At 67.1% G+C, this 15,805-nt stretch carries 17 protein-coding genes; 14 read left to right on the top strand and 3 right to left on the bottom strand.

Annotation, left to right across the window (positions count from 1 at the left end):
- Window positions 1–66: 66 nt before the first annotated feature.
- Window positions 67–954, bottom strand: coding sequence for a DMT family transporter (locus AC1EJR_RS26525; protein WP_477113901.1), 888 nt, complete (start codon window positions 952–954; stop codon window positions 67–69).
- A 246-nt stretch (window positions 955–1,200) separates the two neighbouring features.
- Between AC1EJR_RS26525 and AC1EJR_RS26520 the strand changes: the two genes are divergently transcribed.
- The gene (locus tag AC1EJR_RS26520) at window positions 1,201–2,178 is read left to right on the top strand and encodes a Bug family tripartite tricarboxylate transporter substrate binding protein (protein WP_092292197.1); all 978 of its coding nucleotides are present in this window, start codon (window positions 1,201–1,203) and stop codon (window positions 2,176–2,178) included.
- A gap of 158 nt (window positions 2,179–2,336) precedes the next feature.
- Complete coding sequence (gene upp / locus AC1EJR_RS26515; RefSeq protein WP_092292195.1) at window positions 2,337–2,987, top strand: uracil phosphoribosyltransferase; 651 nt, start codon at window positions 2,337–2,339, stop codon at window positions 2,985–2,987.
- Window positions 2,988–3,056: 69 nt separating this feature from the next.
- On the opposite strand, the gene AC1EJR_RS26510 is transcribed toward upp, so the two are convergent.
- Window positions 3,057–4,583 carry a helicase HerA-like C-terminal domain-containing protein gene (locus tag AC1EJR_RS26510; RefSeq protein ID WP_092292193.1) on the bottom strand — a complete coding sequence of 509 codons (1,527 nt, stop codon included), beginning with the start codon at window positions 4,581–4,583 and terminating at the stop codon, window positions 3,057–3,059.
- Window positions 4,584–4,751: 168 nt separating this feature from the next.
- On the opposite strand from AC1EJR_RS26510, the gene AC1EJR_RS26505 reads away from it, so the two are divergent.
- The 12 genes from AC1EJR_RS26505 to AC1EJR_RS26450 all read left to right on the top strand — a co-directional run bounded on the left by AC1EJR_RS26505 (window position 4,752) and on the right by AC1EJR_RS26450 (window position 15,625).
- Entirely contained in the window at window positions 4,752–5,477 is a 726-nt protein-coding gene (locus AC1EJR_RS26505) for a YebC/PmpR family DNA-binding transcriptional regulator (RefSeq protein WP_092292191.1), read from the top strand.
- A gap of 82 nt (window positions 5,478–5,559) precedes the next feature.
- Window positions 5,560–6,828 carry a phosphoribosylamine--glycine ligase gene (gene purD, locus AC1EJR_RS26500; protein WP_477147811.1) on the top strand — a complete coding sequence of 423 codons (1,269 nt, stop codon included), beginning with the start codon at window positions 5,560–5,562 and terminating at the stop codon, window positions 6,826–6,828.
- 136 nt (window positions 6,829–6,964) lie between these two features.
- A complete protein-coding gene (gene hemF / locus AC1EJR_RS26495) occupies window positions 6,965–7,876 on the top strand; it encodes an oxygen-dependent coproporphyrinogen oxidase (protein ID WP_250025105.1) in 912 nt (303 codons plus the stop codon).
- 11 nt (window positions 7,877–7,887) lie between these two features.
- Entirely contained in the window at window positions 7,888–8,595 is a 708-nt protein-coding gene (locus AC1EJR_RS26490) for a nicotinate-nucleotide adenylyltransferase (RefSeq protein ID WP_441593621.1), read from the top strand.
- A 44-nt stretch (window positions 8,596–8,639) separates the two neighbouring features.
- A complete protein-coding gene (gene rsfS / locus AC1EJR_RS26485) occupies window positions 8,640–9,395 on the top strand; it encodes a ribosome silencing factor (protein WP_477113898.1) in 756 nt (251 codons plus the stop codon).
- A 58-nt stretch (window positions 9,396–9,453) separates the two neighbouring features.
- Window positions 9,454–9,933 carry a 23S rRNA (pseudouridine(1915)-N(3))-methyltransferase RlmH gene (rlmH, locus tag AC1EJR_RS26480; protein WP_092292181.1) on the top strand — a complete coding sequence of 160 codons (480 nt, stop codon included), beginning with the start codon at window positions 9,454–9,456 and terminating at the stop codon, window positions 9,931–9,933.
- A 43-nt stretch (window positions 9,934–9,976) separates the two neighbouring features.
- Window positions 9,977–10,591, top strand: a complete 615-nt coding sequence (locus AC1EJR_RS26475) for a Maf family protein (RefSeq protein ID WP_477147810.1) — start codon at window positions 9,977–9,979, stop codon at window positions 10,589–10,591.
- 82 nt (window positions 10,592–10,673) lie between these two features.
- Entirely contained in the window at window positions 10,674–12,137 is a 1,464-nt protein-coding gene (gene rng / locus AC1EJR_RS26470) for a ribonuclease G (protein WP_477147809.1), read from the top strand.
- A 129-nt stretch (window positions 12,138–12,266) separates the two neighbouring features.
- Complete coding sequence (phnC, locus tag AC1EJR_RS26465; protein WP_477113897.1) at window positions 12,267–13,115, top strand: phosphonate ABC transporter ATP-binding protein; 849 nt, start codon at window positions 12,267–12,269, stop codon at window positions 13,113–13,115.
- Between the two features lie 87 nt (window positions 13,116–13,202).
- Complete coding sequence (gene phnD / locus AC1EJR_RS26460; protein WP_477147808.1) at window positions 13,203–14,183, top strand: phosphonate ABC transporter substrate-binding protein; 981 nt, start codon at window positions 13,203–13,205, stop codon at window positions 14,181–14,183.
- A gap of 78 nt (window positions 14,184–14,261) precedes the next feature.
- Window positions 14,262–15,083 carry a phosphonate ABC transporter, permease protein PhnE gene (gene phnE / locus AC1EJR_RS26455; protein ID WP_092292169.1) on the top strand — a complete coding sequence of 274 codons (822 nt, stop codon included), beginning with the start codon at window positions 14,262–14,264 and terminating at the stop codon, window positions 15,081–15,083.
- The gene (locus AC1EJR_RS26450) at window positions 15,080–15,625 is read left to right on the top strand and encodes a phosphonate degradation HD-domain oxygenase (protein ID WP_454756879.1); all 546 of its coding nucleotides are present in this window, start codon (window positions 15,080–15,082) and stop codon (window positions 15,623–15,625) included. The genes phnE and AC1EJR_RS26450 overlap by 4 nt, the downstream gene beginning before the upstream one ends.
- Window positions 15,626–15,689: 64 nt before the next feature.
- Here the strand turns inward: AC1EJR_RS26450 and AC1EJR_RS26445 are convergent.
- On the bottom strand, window positions 15,690–15,805 hold a 116-nt coding region (locus AC1EJR_RS26445; RefSeq protein ID WP_441592170.1), incomplete at its 5' end, for an IS3 family transposase.

Raw genomic sequence — 15,805 nt, 5'->3', positions numbered from 1 at the left:
CCTTCCTTGGTTGCTAAAACCGGGCGCCGGCTCTTGATGCGGCGTCCCGGTTGCTCTCGAAAATATTCAGGCCCGGCGGCTCGACAACAAATACATGCCGCCCAGCACCAGCGTGCTGCCGGCGATCTGCCAGCCCGTGATCGGCTCGCCGAGCAGCCAGAAGGCCAGCAGCAGCGTCGACACCGGGCCGATCATGCCCGCCTGCGACGCCATCGGCGCCCCGATGCGCGCCACTGCGATCATCGTCAACGACACCGGCAGCACGGTACAGAACACCGCATTGATGAGTGACAGCCACATCACCGGGGCCGGCTGCGCCAGCGCCGCCAGCGGACGCCCCAGCGCCACATACTGCACCACGCAGCAGGCCGTGGACACGCACATCGCGTAGGCCACCAGCCGCAGCGAGCCGACGCGCTTGACCAGCTCGCCGCTCAGGATCAGGTACACACCATACGACAAGGCGCTGGCCAGCACCAGCGCGCCGCCAAGCCAGACTTGCGCGCCGCTGACGTCGAGGTCATGGGCGAACACCAGCACGATGCCGGCATAGGCCAGTAGCAGCGACATCCACTGCCGGGCATGGATCGGCCGGTGGAACACCAGCGCGGTGGTCAGCAGCACGAAGGACGGCGTCAGGAACAGGATCAGCCGCTCCAGGCCGGCGGTGATGTACTGCAGGCCGAGGAAATCGAGAAAACTGGACAGGTAATAGCCGATGAAGCCCAGGAAGACCACCCGGCCGCGATCGGCCCAGGTCAGCGCCGGCAGCTTGCGTGCCTGCCACCAGCCGATGGCCATGAACAGCGGCACCGCGAACAGCATGCGCAGCGTGATGACCATGACGGCATCGACGCTATATCGGTACATCAGCTTGGCCACGATGGCCTTGGCGGAAAACAGCACGGCGCCGACGGCCGCGACGGCGAGCCCGTAGCGCTGCGGCGCGGGCAGCTCGGCGGGCGTGGACAGGGACTTCTGGGAAGCGGGCACGGGAGACGCAGGGTTCGGATGCCGGCCGCAGTCGCGAGGGGGTGACGCGAGGAAGACGCGGGGCCGGAACGCGTCGATTGTATGTCAAAAGGCGCAAGGCGCGCCGGGGTGCGGCGCGCGGCACCAGCGGCTTTCCCCTACAATGGCCCGCGCCGTCCTGGCGCCCTGCCATATAAAGAAACTAGAGAAATACGGAGACACCGAGCCATGCCCTTCCCGTTCGCCCGCGCCGTCCTTGCCACCGGCGTCCTGTTCGCCGCCGCGGCCACCCCCGCCGGCGCCGCCGATGCCTTCCCCGCCAAGCCGATCCGCTTCGTGGTGCCCTACGCCGCCGGCGGCACCACGGACCTCGTCGCCCGCACCGTCGGCCAACGCGTAGCCGAGAAGCTCGGCCAGCCGGTAGTGGTGGAGAACCGCCCCGGCGCAGGCGGCAACATCGGCATGGAAGCCGTGGCCAAGGCGCCTGCCGATGGCTACACCATCGGTTTCGGGGCGATTTCGACGAACGCGCTCAATCCCCATATCTACAAGCACGTGCCGTTCGACCCCCGCAAGGACTTCACGGCGATCAGCCTGCTGGGCACCTCGACCATCGTGCTGGAGGTCAGCGAAAGCCTGCCCGTGAAGACCGTGCCGGAGCTGATTGCCTATGCCAAGGCGCACCCGGGGCTGACTTATGCCACGGCGGGGACCGGCACGTCGATGCATCTGGCCGGCGCGATGTTCTCCCAGATGACCCAGACCGGCCTGACCCACGTGCCTTACAAAGGCAGCAGCCCGGCCATCAACGACCTGCTTGGCGGCCATATCCAGGTGATGTTCGATAACCTGCCCGCCTCGCTGCCCCATATCCAGGCGGGCAAGCTGCGCGCGCTGGCAGTGGCCGGCAAGACCCGCGCGCCGTCGCTGCCCAACGTGCCGACCCTGGCCGAGGCCGGCCTGCCCGGCTACGCCGTGGAGCCGTGGTTCGGCGTCTACGGCCCGGCTAACCTGCCAGCGCCGGTGGTGCAGGCGCTCAACGCGGCCTTCGTGGAGGCGCTGGCCCGCCCCGAGGTGCGCGACAAGCTGCAGCAGGCCGGCTTCAATCCGAAGGGATCGAGCGCGGCCGAACTCCAGACGCTGACGCTGACCGAGTACGAGCGCTTCGGCAAAGTGGCGAAGTCGGCGGCCATCACGGTGGACTAAGGCGGGACGAGATCAAAGGCGGGGCCCGGCGGCCCGGATGGTGGCGGAGATGGCCGCGTGGAGCGGGGCGGCATCCATTACAATCCCGCTGCATCGGGCGCCGCGCCGGCCTTGCCAGCCCCGCGCGCCCACCACCCTCCGCCGAGCCTGCCGCCGCCATGAAACAAGATCCGCGTTTCCCCAATCTGTTCATCCTCAATCACCCGCTGATCCAGCACAAGCTCTCGCACATGCGCGACAGGGACACGTCCACGCGCACGTTCCGCGAGCTGCTGCGCGAGATCACGCTGCTGATGGGCTACGAGATCACGCGCAACCTGCCGCTGACCACGCGCCGCATCGAGACCCCGCTGGTGCCGCTGGAAGCCCCGGTCATCGCCGGCAAGAAGCTGACCATCGTGCCGGTGCTGCGCGCCGGCGTAGGCATGAGCGATGGCCTGGTCGAGCTGATTCCGTCGGCCCGTATCGGCCATATCGGCGTGTACCGAGACGAACAGCATCGCCCGGTGGAGTACCTGGTGCGCCTGCCGGACGTGGAAGACCGCAGCTTCATCCTCTGCGACCCGATGGTCGCCACGGGCTATTCGGCCGCGCACGCGGTTGATGTGCTCAAGCGGCGCGGCGTGAAGGACGAAGCCATCACCTTCGTGGCACTGGTCGCCGCGCCGGAAGGCGTGGAAGTGTTCCAGAAGGCCCACCCGGGCGTGCGGCTATACGTGGCATCGCTGGACAGCCATCTGGACGAGCACGCCTACATCATCCCGGGCCTGGGCGATGCCGGCGACCGGCTGTTCGGCACCAAGAACTGATGTGAAATGTGAGGCGCTTGATGCGCCTCATACGCTATATTTAATGAGGATGGGCCGCGCTGAGCGGCCCTACTTCTTTCGCCCGCCGCCGCCCAGCAGGCTGCCCAGCACGCCACGGACCAGTTCCCGGCCGACTTGCGAGGCGAGCGTCCGGCCGGCGGACTTGGCCATCGATTCGAGGATGGAGTCGCCGCGGCCGGTCTTGCCGGTGCCCTTGGTCAGCGAGCCGAAGATTTCGCCGGCCCAGCTGCTACCGCCCTCCTCGGCCTGCGGCTGGGGAGTGCCGGGTTTCTGTGCCTGTGTCTGGCCATTGCCGGCGGTCGCCACGCTACCGCGCAGCTTCTCGTAGGCCGATTCCCGGTCTACGGTCTTTTCGTAGGTGCCAGCCACGAGCGAATTGGCGATCAGGGCCTTGCACTCGTCGGGCGTGGCCGGGCCGATGCGGCTGCCCGGGGGCAGCACCCATGCGCGCTCGGTGACGACTGGCGTCCCCTTGGCGTCCAGGCATGAGACCAACGCCTCGCCCACGCCCAGTTCGCCAATCGCCTGTTCGAGATTGAGCTTCGGATTGGGACGCATGGTCGTGGCGGCCACCTTCACCGCCTTCTGGTCGCGCGGCGTGAACGCGCGCAGCGCGTGCTGCACGCGGTTGCCAAGCTGGCCCAGGACGGTATCGGGAATATCTACGGGGTTCTGCGTCACAAAGTACACGCCGACACCCTTGGACCGCACGAGCCGCACCACCTGTTCGATCTTGTCCAGCAGCGCCTTGGGGGCGTCGTTGAACAGCAGGTGCGCCTCGTCGAAGAAGAAGACCAGCTTGGGCTTGTCGAGGTCACCGGCCTCGGGCAGCCGCTCGAACAGTTCGGACAGCATCCACAGCAGGAAGGTAGCGTACAGCCGGGGCGCATTCATCAGCTTGTCGGCGGCGAGGATGTTGACGACGCCCTGCCCCTTCTCGGTCTGGATGAAGTCCTCCAGGTTCAACATCGGCTCGCCGAAGAACTTGTCCGCGCCCTGCGACTCCAGCGCGATCAGCCCGCGCTGGATCGCGCCAATGGAAGCCGCCGAGATATTGCCGTACTCGGTGGTGAACTGGCTGGCGTTGTCGCCCACGTGCTGGAGCATCGCGCGCAGGTCCTTGGCATCGAGCAGCAGCAGGCCGTTGGCATCGGCAATGCGGAAGACGAGGTTCAGCACGCCCTGCTGGGTGTCGTTGAGTTCGAGCATCCGCGACAGCAGCAGCGGCCCCATGTGCGAGACCGTCGCGCGCACCGGATGCCCCTTTTCGCCAAAGACATCCCAGAGCGTGGTCGGGCAGGCGCCCCAGACCGGTTCGGGCAGCCCGTGTTCCGCCAGGCGGGCCTTGAGCTTGTCCGATGGCTTGCCGACCTGGGAGATGCCTGACAGATCACCTTTGACGTCCGCCATGAACACCGGCACCCCCAGCCGCGAGAAGCCCTGCGCCAACGTCTGCAGCGTGACGGTCTTGCCGGTACCCGTGGCGCCGGTGATGAGACCGTGCCGATTCCCCATCTCGGGCAGCAGGACGAGCTCGCAGTCGGCGTTCTTGGCGATGAGGATGGGGTCGGCCATGATGGTCTCGTGGTGATAGCGGCGGTATCCGGGATCGGAAGGCGGGGGCCGCGTGATAAAATCCTGCGCTGATTATAGCCAGCAAATTGGCACATCCATCACATGGCGTGGCCGCCAGAAGCGCCACCCAGCACGCTGCACCACAGCTATTCCGCCTCGGAGAGAATCATGGCCGGTCACTCAAAATGGGCCAATATCAAACACAAGAAAGCCGCCGCTGATGCCAAGCGGGGCAAGATCTGGACGCGCCTGATCAAGGAAATCACCGTCGCCGCCAAGCTCGGCGGCGGTGATGCCGACTCCAACCCGCGCCTGCGCCTGTCGATCGACAAGGCCATGGACGCGAACATGCCCAAGGACAACATCCAGCGCGCGATCCAGCGCGGCGTGGGTGGCCTGGAAGGCGCGAACTACGAGGAAATCCGCTACGAAGGCTACGGCCTGGCCGGCGCGGCGATCATCGTCGACTGCCTGACCGACAACCGTACCCGTACCGTGGCCGAAGTCCGCCACGCGTTCTCGAAGCACAACGGCAACATGGGCACGGAAGGCTCTGTGGCCTTCATGTTCACCCACTGCGGCCAGTTCCTGTTCGCGCCGGGCACGCCCGAGGACAAGCTGATGGATGCCGCGCTCGAAGCCGGCGCCGATGACGTGCTGACCAACGACGACGGCTCGATCGAAGTGACCTGCCCGCCGAACGACTTTTCGACGGTCAAGTCCGCCCTCGAAGCGGCCGGTTTCAAGGCCGAGCTGGCCGATGTGGTGATGAAGCCGCAGAACGAGGTGAGCTTCACCGGCGACGACGCGGTCAAGATGCAGAAGCTCCTGGACGCCCTGGAAAACCTGGACGACGTACAGGAAGTCTTCACCAACGCGGTGATCGAGGACTAAGTCCTCCGCCGCGCCCCATGGCGGCAGCCCGGCCCCGGCCAGCTGCCGCTTTTCGCATGCGTTTCTTTTCTGGCAGTGGATCATGAAAGTATTGGTTGTCGGTTCGGGCGGACGTGAGCACGCGCTAGCGTGGAAAATGGCCCAGTCCCCCAAGGTGCAAGTGGTGTACGTGGCGCCGGGTAACGGCGGCACGGCGCTCGACAAGCGCCTGCAGAACGTGCCGCTGACCGATCCCGAGGTGCTCGCCGCCTTCGTGGAGCGCGAAGGGGTGGCGTTCACCGTGGTCGGCCCCGAGGCCCCGCTGGCCGCCGGCATCGTCGACGTGTTCCGCGCCCGTGGCCTGCGCATCTTCGGGCCCACCCAGGCCGCCGCCCAGCTGGAGTCCTCCAAGGACTTCGCCAAGGCGTTCATGCATCGCCACAACATCCCCACGGCTGCCTACCAGACGTTTGCCGATGCGGCCGGCGCGCACGCCTATATCGACGCCCAGGGCGCCCCTATCGTGATCAAGGCCGATGGCCTGGCCGCCGGCAAGGGCGTGGTGGTGGCGATGACGCTGGAAGAAGCGCACGACGCCGTCGACATGATGCTGGCCGACAACAAGCTCGGCGATGCCGGCGCGCGCGTGGTCGTCGAGGAATTCCTGGAAGGCGAKGAAGCCAGCTTCATCGTGCTGGTGGACGGCAAGAACGTGCTGGCCCTGGCCACCAGCCAGGACCACAAGCGCCTGCTGGACGCCGATGCCGGCCCCAACACCGGTGGCATGGGCGCTTACTCGCCCGCCCCGGTGGTCACGCCGGCGCTGCACGCCCGCGCGCTGCGCGAGATCATCATGCCGACCGTGCGCGGCATGGAAAAGGATGGCATCACGTACACCGGCTTCCTGTACGCCGGCCTGATGATCGACAAGGACGGCAACCCGAAAACGCTCGAGTTCAACTGCCGCATGGGCGACCCGGAGACGCAGCCGATCATGGCGCGCCTGAAGACCGACCTCGTCGACGTGATGGAAGCGGCCGTGGACGGCAAGCTCGACCAGGTGGAACTGGACTGGGACCGCCGCACCGCGCTGGGCGTGGTGATGGCTGCCTACAACTACCCGGAAGAGCCCCGCAAGGGCGATGCCATCACCGGCATTCCCGCCGAGACGGCCGAGGCCGTGACGTTCCACGCCGGCACCACGCTCAAGGACGGCACCCTGCTGACCTCGGGCGGCCGCGTACTCTGCGTGGTGGGGCTGGCTGACACCGTCAAGGCCGCGCAGCGCGCCGCCTACGCGGCCGTTGAGCAGATCCGCTTCGACGGCGCGCAGTTCCGCACCGACATTGGCTACCGCGCCATCAAGCGCTGATGCGCGCGCCGGACACCCGCGTGCCACGTTCCAAGGCGCGGCGGGAGTCCAGCCGGTACAATCATGACAGCGCCATGACGGCCGCGCCCTCCGGGCGGCGGCCGTCGCGCTACCGGCCCATCCGATTCCGCCCATCATGATCGACTCCCAGGCAGTCCGCGCCTACCTGCTCGGCTTGCAAGACCGCATCACCGACGCCATCGCCGCCGTGGACGGCCAGCCATTCCTGACCGACGAATGGGAAAAGCCGCCGACCGAGCGCCTGCGCGGCAGTGGCCGCACCCGCATTCTGGAAGGCGGCGCCGTGATGGAGCGCGCCGGCGTGGGCTTCTCCCACGTGCGCGGCGACACCCTGCCCCCCTCGGCCAGCGCCAACCGGCCCGAACTGGCCGGGCGCAGCTTCGAGGCCATGGGCGTCTCGCTGGTGTTCCATCCGCGCAATCCGTACGTGCCGACGGTGCACATGAACGTGCGCTGCTTCGTGGCCGTGAAGCCCGATGCGGACCCGGTCTGGTGGTTCGGCGGCGGCATGGACCTGACGCCGTACTACGGCCATGCCGATGACTGCGCGCACTTCCACCGCACCTGCAAGACCGCGCTGGCACCGTTCGGCGACGACCTGTACCCGCGCTTCAAGCAGTGGTGCGACGAGTATTTCTTCCTGCGCCACCGGGGCGAGGCACGCGGCATCGGCGGGGTGTTCTTCGACGATTTCGCCGCGCTGGGCTTCGATCGCAGCTTCGCGATGATGCAATCGGTCGGCGACGCCTTCCTCGACGCCTACCTCCCTATCCTCGAAACCCGCAAGGACACGCCCTACGGCGCGCGCGAGCGCGACTTCCAGGCCTACCGGCGCGGGCGCTATGTGGAATTCAACCTGGTATTCGACCGCGGCACGCTGTTCGGCCTGCAATCGGGCGGCCGCGCCGAATCCATCCTGATGTCGATGCCGCCGCAGGTAACCTGGCGCTACGACTGGCAACCCGAGCCGGGCAGCGCGGAGGCCGCGCTGTACACCGACTTCCTGCCGGCACGCGAGTGGGCCTGACGGCGAGTGTGATGACTGTTCCCGAAGATTCCCGCGCCACCGACCCCGCCCCGTCCACCGGCCGCCCGTACCGCCTGGGTATCCTGGGCGGCACTTTCGATCCGCCGCATCGCGGCCATGTCTCGCTGGCGCAGCTTTGCATCGACCATCTGGCGCTCGACGAGCTGGTCTGGATCCCGACCGGCGAGTCCTGGCAGAAGGGCGACCATGTGACGCCCGCCGCCGACCGCTTCGCCATGACCGAGCTGGCCGCCGCCACGCTGGACAGCCCGCGCGCCAAGATACGAGTCAGTCGCATGGAGGTGGACCGGGCCGGCCCGAGCTATACCATCGACACGGTGCGCCACCTGCGCGACGAATACGCCCCGGATACCTCCATGGCCTGGCTGATGGGCGCCGACCAATTGCTGCGCCTGCACACCTGGCACGGCTGGGAGGCATTGTTCGAACAAGTGCACCTGTGCATCGCCACCCGCCCCGGTTTCGACCTCGCCGCGCTGGACGGTCCGGTGCTCGCGGCGATGAACCAGCGGCTGGCGGACACGCACCTGATACAATGCACGCCCTCCGGCCGGATGTGGATCGACCAGACCCTTGCCGTCGATCTTTCCTCCACCGGCCTGCGCCAGCGCCTGGCTGAGGGCCAGGCGGCGGATGACCAACTGCCTGCCGGCGTGGCACACTACATCGCGAGTCGCGGGTTATACCGCAATCCCTGACCGGCTCGCCCCTATCCCGAACGAAGCTGAACAAGAAAGACACCATGGATATTCGTAAACTGCAACGCGCCATCGTCGACGGGCTCGAGGATGTCAAAGCGCAGGACATCAAGGTGTTCGACACCACTCACCTGACCGAACTATTCGACCGGGTGGTGATCGCCAGCGGTAGTTCGAACCGCCAGACCAAGGCGCTCGCCGCCTCTGTGCGGGATACGGTGAAGGATGCCGGCGGCCATATCATTGCCGTCGAGGGCCTGGAGACGGGCGAGTGGGTGCTGGTGGACTGCGGCGACGCCGTGGTGCACATCCTCCAGCCGCAACTGCGCCTGTACTACAACCTCGAGGAAATCTGGGGCGACAAGCCGGTGCGCGTGAAGCTGACCGGCGCCAGGAGCCTGGCCAAGGCCAGCGAGCCGATGGACGACGACGAAGCCGAGGCTTCGGCGCCGGCACCGCGCTCGCGCCGTGCCTCGAGCCTGCGCCCGGCGCTGGCCAAGCTGCCGGAAGGCATGAAGGAGCCTTCGCCGCCGATGGGCCACGAGGACACCGATCCGGACGCCATCGCCACGATCCGCAAGCCGGTGCGCAAGACCAGCACCGGCGCCGCCACCAAGACGGCGGCTGCCAAGACGCCGGCCCGCAAGTCCCCGGCCGTGAAGGCGCCGGCCCGCAAGGTGGCGACCAAGACGGCCACCAAGCCGGCGACCAAGACTGCCGCCAAGGCCCCCGCACGCAAGGCGCCGGTCGCCAAGAAGGCTGCGACCAAGACCGCCGCGCCGCGCAAGCGCTCGGCCTGAGTCGACTGCGTCGACTTAAGCCGTTCGCACCGATCCACCCGGTATCGCCAGATCGCCCATGCAACTCGTGATCGTGGCCGTCGGCCACAAGATGCCCGGCTGGATCGAAACCGGCTTCGGCGAGTATGCCAAGCGCATGCCGCCGGAGCTGCGCATCGAACTTCGCGAAGTCAAGCCGGAAGCCCGTTCGTCGAGCAACAACGCCGCCACGGTGATGCAGCGGGAAGCCGCGCGCATCGACGCCGTGCTCGGTTCGCTGTCCAAGCAGTGCCGGATCGTCGCGCTCGATGAACGCGGGCGCGACTTCACCACGGTGCAGCTGGCCGACCAGCTGACCGGCTGGCAGCGCGAAGGCGGCGACGTGGCTTTCCTGATCGGCGGCGCAGACGGGCTCGACCCGGCCCTCAAGGCACGCGCCACCACCCTGATCCGGCTCTCCAGCCTGACGCTGCCCCACGGCATGGTGCGCGTGCTGCTGGCCGAACAGCTCTACCGCGCCTGGTCCGTCACGCAAAACCACCCGTATCACCGGGTCTGAGTTCCCGCCGCCGACGGTTACAATCGCCGCATCGATTTTCCCGATGCGCGCCGTGAYCCACGACCTCCTCTACCTCGCCTCCCAAAGCCCGCGCCGCCGCGAATTGCTGACGCAGCTCGGCGTCTCCCATGAACTGCTGCTCGCCGATGACGACGAGGATGCCGAAGCGCTCGAAGCCGTGCTGCCCGGCGAGATGCCCGACGCCTACGTGCAGCGCGTCTGCGCGCTCAAGGCCGAAGCCGCCCTGCGCCGCCGCGAGCGCCGCGCCCTGCCCGACCATCCGATTCTGACCTCCGACACCACGGTATGCCGGGGTGGCGACATCCTGGGCAAGCCGGCCGACCCGGACGATGCCGCCGCGATGCTGGCCGCGCTCGCCGGCACCACCCACCGCGTGCTGACCGCCGTGACCGTGGTCTCGACGCTCGGCCAGCGCCATGCGCTGTCGATCTCGCACGTCACTTTCCGGCCGATGAACGCCGCCGAGATCGCCCGCTACGTGGCCAGCGGCGAGCCGCTCGGCAAGGCTGGCGCGTACGGCATCCAGGGCCGCGCGGCCGAGTTTGTCGAACGAATCGACGGCAGCTATTCGGGTATCATGGGCTTGCCCTTGTTCGAGACCGCGGCCCTGCTGCGCGAGGCCGGGCTGCGCTTCTGAGCGCCCCGTCCCGCAGCCATCCCGCCCGGCGCCGAACGACAACAACAAGCCGCCGACAACACGGCAGCGCGCATCCATCGCTATGACTGAAGACATCCTCGTCAACATCACGCCGCAAGAGACGCGCGTTGCCATCGTGCAGCAGGCCGCCGTGCAGGAACTGCATGTCGAGCGCACGCTGACGCGCGGGCTGGTTGGCAATATCTATCTCGGCAAGGTCGTGCGCGTGCTCCCGGGCATGCAATCCGCATTCATCGACATCGGCCTCGAGCGCGCGGCCTTCCTGCACGTGGCCGACATCTGGCATCCGCGCGACCCCGACAAGAACGGCGCCCCGCCGCTCGCCATCGAAAAGACGCTGTTCGAGGGCCAGGCCCTGATGGTGCAGGTCATCAAGGACCCCATCGGCACCAAGGGGGCGCGGCTGTCCACGCAGATCAGCATCGCCGGCCGGACGCTGGTGTACCTGCCCCAGGACCCGCATATCGGCATCTCGCAGCGCATCGAGGGCGAGGTGGACCGCGAGGCGCTGCGCGCCCGCGTGCAGGGGCTGGTGCCGCGCGACGAGCGTGGCGGCTTTATCGTGCGGACCATCGCCGAGGAAGCCAGCGACGACGAGCTCGGCAACGACATCGCCTACCTGCGCAAGATCTGGGCGTCGATCCGCCTGAACGCGACCACCCAGCCGGCCACCAGCCTGCTGTACCAGGACCTGAACCTGGCCCAGCGCGTGCTGCGCGACTTCATCAACGACGCCACGGGCGTGATCCAGATCGACTCGCGCGAGAACTACCAGAAGCTGGTGGAGTTCGCCCAGGAGTACACCCCGGCCGTACTGCCCCGGCTCTCGCACTACACCGGCGAGCGGCCGATCTTCGACCTGTTCAACATCGACGCCGAGATCGAGAAGGCGCTGTCGCGGCGGGTGGACCTGAAGTCCGGCGGCTACCTGATGATCGACCAGACCGAGGCGATGACGACGATCGACGTCAACACGGGCGGCTACGTCGGCGCCCGCAACTTCGACKACACGATCTTCAAGACCAACCTCGAGGCCGCGCACACCATCGCCCGGCAACTGCGGCTGCGCAACCTCGGCGGCATCATCAWCATCGACTTCATCGACATGGAGAACGTTGAGCATCGCGACGCGGTGCTCTCCGAGCTGAAGCGCGCGCTGTCCCGTGACCGCACCCGGATCACCGTGAACAGCTTCTCGCAGCTCGGGCTGGTGGAGATGACCCGCAAGCGCACGCGCGAGTCGCTGGCGCACGTGCTGTGCGAGCAGTGCCCGGTCTGCACGGGCAAGGGCCAGGTCAAGACGCCGCGCACGGTCTGCTACGACATCCTGCGCGAGATCATGCGCGAGTCCCGCCAGTTCAATCCGCGCGAGTTCCGCATCCTGGCCTCCCAGGAAGTGATCGATCTGTTCCTCGAGGAAGAAAGCCAGCATCTGGCGATGCTCAACGACTTTATCGGCAAGCCGATCTCGCTCCAGGTGGAATCCACGTTCCATCAGGAACAGTACGACATCATCCTGATGTAAGTGCATTGGGCGTCACGCGCCCAATGCCTCACCCCGCAGACATTCACCCCTCACTCTCCCGCCCAGCGTCATCGTTCTGTCATCCACTCCCCCCAGAATGCGCCAAGTCATTCAAGCAAGGGAGTCGACATGACGCATGCAATCGAAGTCCGCGGACTCAGCAAATCGTTCCGCGCGGACCGCAAGGCGCTTGACGATGTCACGCTGCACGTCGCGCCGGGAGAAATGGTGGCCCTGCTGGGCGCCTCGGGTTCTGGCAAGTCCACGCTGCTGCGCCATGTGGCCGGTTTCGTGTCCGGCGATGCTGGCGAGATCCTGGTCAATGGCCGATCCATCCAGCGCCATGGCCGCCTGGCTGGCAACGTGCGCAAGGTGCGCGCCGAAATCGGCTTTGTTTTCCAGCAGTTCAATCTGGTGGGCCGCCTGCCGGTGATCACCAACGTCCTCGTCGGCATGCTCACCCGCATCCCGGCCTGGCGCAGCCTGTTCCGCCTGTTCAGGGCCGATGAAGTGCAGGCCGGCCTCGACGCCCTCGCCCAGGTTGGTATAGACGACTATGCGTTTCAGCGTGCCTCCACGCTGTCCGGCGGCCAGCAGCAGCGCGCCGCCATCGCACGGACGCTGGTGCAGAACGCCAAGATCATCCTGGCCGACGAACCGATCGCCTCGCTCGACCCGGAATCGTCGCGCCGCGTGATGACGCTGCTCTCGCAGATCAACCGCACCCGCAAGGTGGCCGTGGTGGTGTCGCTGCACCAGGTGGACGTGGCCATGCGCTACTGCCCCCGCGTGGTGGCGCTGCGCCAGGGCAAGGTGGTCTACGACGGCCCGTCCGCCGCACTCACCCCGGGCATGCTGCGCGACCTGTACGGCACCGAGGCCGAGGAACTGCTCCACGACTCGGTTCCCGACGAAGCCGACACCGCCAGCGGCATGCCGGCGCCGGCCATGGTCACGATGAATCTCGCGGCCGCCTGATCGCCACCGCGCCCCCCTTTTCGCTTTCCCGCTGTATTGCCGTCATTTGCCGTTATCCACAACGACTCATCCGAAACGGAGTCACACATGCTTCGCAGAACCTTTCTCGCCGTGGTCGCCTCGGGCGTCGTGGCCCTGCCCGCTTACGCCCAGGACGCCAAGACCCTGAACATCGGCTTTATCTCGACGGAATCGTCGTCGAACCTGAAGACCGCCTKGCAGCCGCTGATCGACGACCTGAGCAAGGCGCTCGGCGTGCAGGTCAAGCCGTTCTTCGCCTCCGACTACGCCGGCATCATCGAGGGCATGCGCTTCAACAAGGTGCAGCTCGGCTGGTTCGGCAACAAGTCGGCCATGGAAGCCGTGGACCGCGCCAACGGCGAGGTGTTCGCGTCCGTGATCGACAAGGACGGCAACCCGGGCTACTGGTCGCTGCTGGTCGTGCGCAAGGACAGCGACCTGAAGACGGTGGAAGACGTGATCAAGCGCGGCAAGGAGCTCTCCTACGGCGCCGGCGATCCGAACTCCACCTCGGGCACGGCCGTGCCGGGCTACTACCTGTGGGCCGCCCACAAGGTGGAGCCGAAGACGCTGTTCAAGGCCGTGCGCATCAGCAACCACGAGACCAACCTGCTCTCCGTGCTGAACAAGCAGGTGGACGTGGCCGTGAACAACACCGAGAACTTCGAGCGCTATCGCATCAACACGGGCAAGAACGCCTATGACGAGGTGCGCGTGCTGTGGAAGAGCCCGCTGATCGCCGCCGACCCCATGGTCTACCGCAAGGACCTGCCGGCCGAGACGAAGAAGAAGATCCAGGACTTCTTCGTCAACTACGGCAAGGGTGCCGACGCTGCGCGCGAGAAGCAGATCCTGACCACGCTGACCTACCAGGGCTTCCGCGTCTCGTCGGACGCGCAGCTGCTGCCCATCCGCCAGATCGAGCTGGCCAAGCAGAAGTCCAAGATCGAGACCGACACCACGCTGGCCGCCGCCGACAAGGAAAAGCAGCTGGCTGACGTATCGCGCCGCCTGGCCGAGATCGACAAGGCCATCAGCGCCCAGTAAGCCGTACCCCGCCCAGGGCCGATGGCGCGTTGCCATCGGCCTTGCGCCATCTTCACCGTATTCCATCCGATGCCCCCCATGACCGCCACCGCCAAGCCCGGCCTCCCGCCCCCGTCCCCCGCGCCGCACAGCAACGTCCGCCCGCCGCGCACCTCGCTGTCCATGATGCTGGTCTGGGCGATCGTGCTGGCCTTGCTCGCCATGTCCTGGCAAGGCGCCGACATGCGCCCGATGGACCTGCTGCGCGACTCCGGCAACATGGCGAAGTTCGCCGCCGACTTTTTCCCGCCCAATTTCCGCGACTGGCGCAACTACCTCGACGAGATGCTCGTGACCGTGCAGATCGCGCTCTGGGGTACCGCCATCGCCGTGTTCATGGCCGTGCCGCTCGGCCTGCTGTGCTCCGCCAATATCGTGCCGGTGTGGGTCTACCAGCCGGCGCGCCGCATCATGGACGCCTGCCGCGCCATCAACGAGATGGTCTTCGCGATGCTGTTCATCGTGGCCGTGGGCCTCGGCCCGTTCGCCGGCGTGCTGGCGATCTGGATCCACACCACCGGCGTGCTGGCCAAGCTGTTCGCCGAAGCCGTGGAAGCCATCGACCCGCGTCCCGTGGAAGGCGTGCGCGCCACCGGCGCCGGCCCGATCGAGGAGATCGTCTACGGCGTGATCCCGCAGGTACTGCCGCTGTGGCTGTCCTTCGCGCTGTACCGATTCGAGTCGAACGTGCGCTCGGCGTCGGTGGTCGGCATCGTCGGCGCCGGCGGCATCGGCACCGTGCTCTGGGAGATCATCCGCAGCTTCCAGTACGCGCAGACCTGCGCGGTGATGATCATCATCATCCTGTTCGTGACCGGCATCGACATCGTGTCCGCCCAGATCCGCAAGGTGCTGGTATGAGCGCGGACCGCCTGACCCTGGCACGCATCGAGACGCTGTTCGCCAACCACGGTAAGGACTGGTATGGCGGCGAGGCGATCAGCCAGACCGCCCACGCGCTGCAGTGCGCGCAGCTGGCCGAGCAGGCCGGCGAGCCGGCGGCGCTGGTGGCTGCCGCGCTGCTGCACGACGTGGGCCATCTGATGCTGGCCGAGAGCAGCACCACCGACATGCGCCACCAGGAGGCCGCCGCGCAGGCGCTGGCCGACCTGTTCGGCGCGAACGTGACCGAGCCCGTGCGCCTGCACGTGGCCGCCAAGCGCTACCTGTGCGCGATGGACCCGGCCTACTTCGCCACACTCTCGCCGGCCTCGGTCCACAGCCTGGCCCTGCAGGGCGGCCCGTACGACGCCGCGCAGGCAGACGCCTTCATCGCCAGCCCGCACGCCGAAGCGGCGGTGCGGCTGCGCCGCTACGACGATCTGGCCAAGGTAGTGGATTTGCCGACGCCGGCGCTGGCGCACTATCTGGACATCGCCGCCGGCTGCGCACGGCACGCGTAAGCCACGCGCCCATGGAAAAAGCCCGGGAGTCTGAACTGACCCCCAGAAGTTGGACGGTTGATGGCTAGGCCGGAAAGGGCTGAGTCCTGTATTGCACGGGACTCAGCCCTTTTAGTTTGAGCTTGATGCGGTCATGATTGTAGTAGTGAATGTATTGGCGCAGTCCATCCTGCAGTTGCT

The organism is Cupriavidus sp. 05T42, assembly GCF_056396345.1.
This window is presented reverse-complemented; position numbering and strand designations above follow the sequence as displayed.

Excerpts from the sequence above, each read along its gene's own strand:
- AC1EJR_RS26520 (WP_092292197.1), top strand. The coding sequence starts at position 1,201 with ATGCCCTTCCCGTTCGCCCGCGCCGTCCTTGCCACCGGCGTCCTGTTC.
- upp (WP_092292195.1), top strand. The coding sequence starts at position 2,337 with ATGAAACAAGATCCGCGTTTCCCCAATCTGTTCATCCTCAATCACCCG.
- AC1EJR_RS26510 (WP_092292193.1), bottom strand. The coding sequence starts at position 4,583 with ATGGCCGACCCCATCCTCATCGCCAAGAACGCCGACTGCGAGCTCGTC.
- AC1EJR_RS26505 (WP_092292191.1), top strand. The coding sequence starts at position 4,752 with ATGGCCGGTCACTCAAAATGGGCCAATATCAAACACAAGAAAGCCGCC.
- hemF (WP_250025105.1), top strand. The coding sequence starts at position 6,965 with ATGATCGACTCCCAGGCAGTCCGCGCCTACCTGCTCGGCTTGCAAGAC.
- AC1EJR_RS26490 (WP_441593621.1), top strand. The coding sequence starts at position 7,888 with ATGACTGTTCCCGAAGATTCCCGCGCCACCGACCCCGCCCCGTCCACC.
- rsfS (WP_477113898.1), top strand. The coding sequence starts at position 8,640 with ATGGATATTCGTAAACTGCAACGCGCCATCGTCGACGGGCTCGAGGAT.
- rlmH (WP_092292181.1), top strand. The coding sequence starts at position 9,454 with ATGCAACTCGTGATCGTGGCCGTCGGCCACAAGATGCCCGGCTGGATC.
- phnC (WP_477113897.1), top strand. The coding sequence starts at position 12,267 with ATGACGCATGCAATCGAAGTCCGCGGACTCAGCAAATCGTTCCGCGCG.
- phnE (WP_092292169.1), top strand. The coding sequence starts at position 14,262 with ATGACCGCCACCGCCAAGCCCGGCCTCCCGCCCCCGTCCCCCGCGCCG.
- AC1EJR_RS26450 (WP_454756879.1), top strand. The coding sequence starts at position 15,080 with ATGAGCGCGGACCGCCTGACCCTGGCACGCATCGAGACGCTGTTCGCC.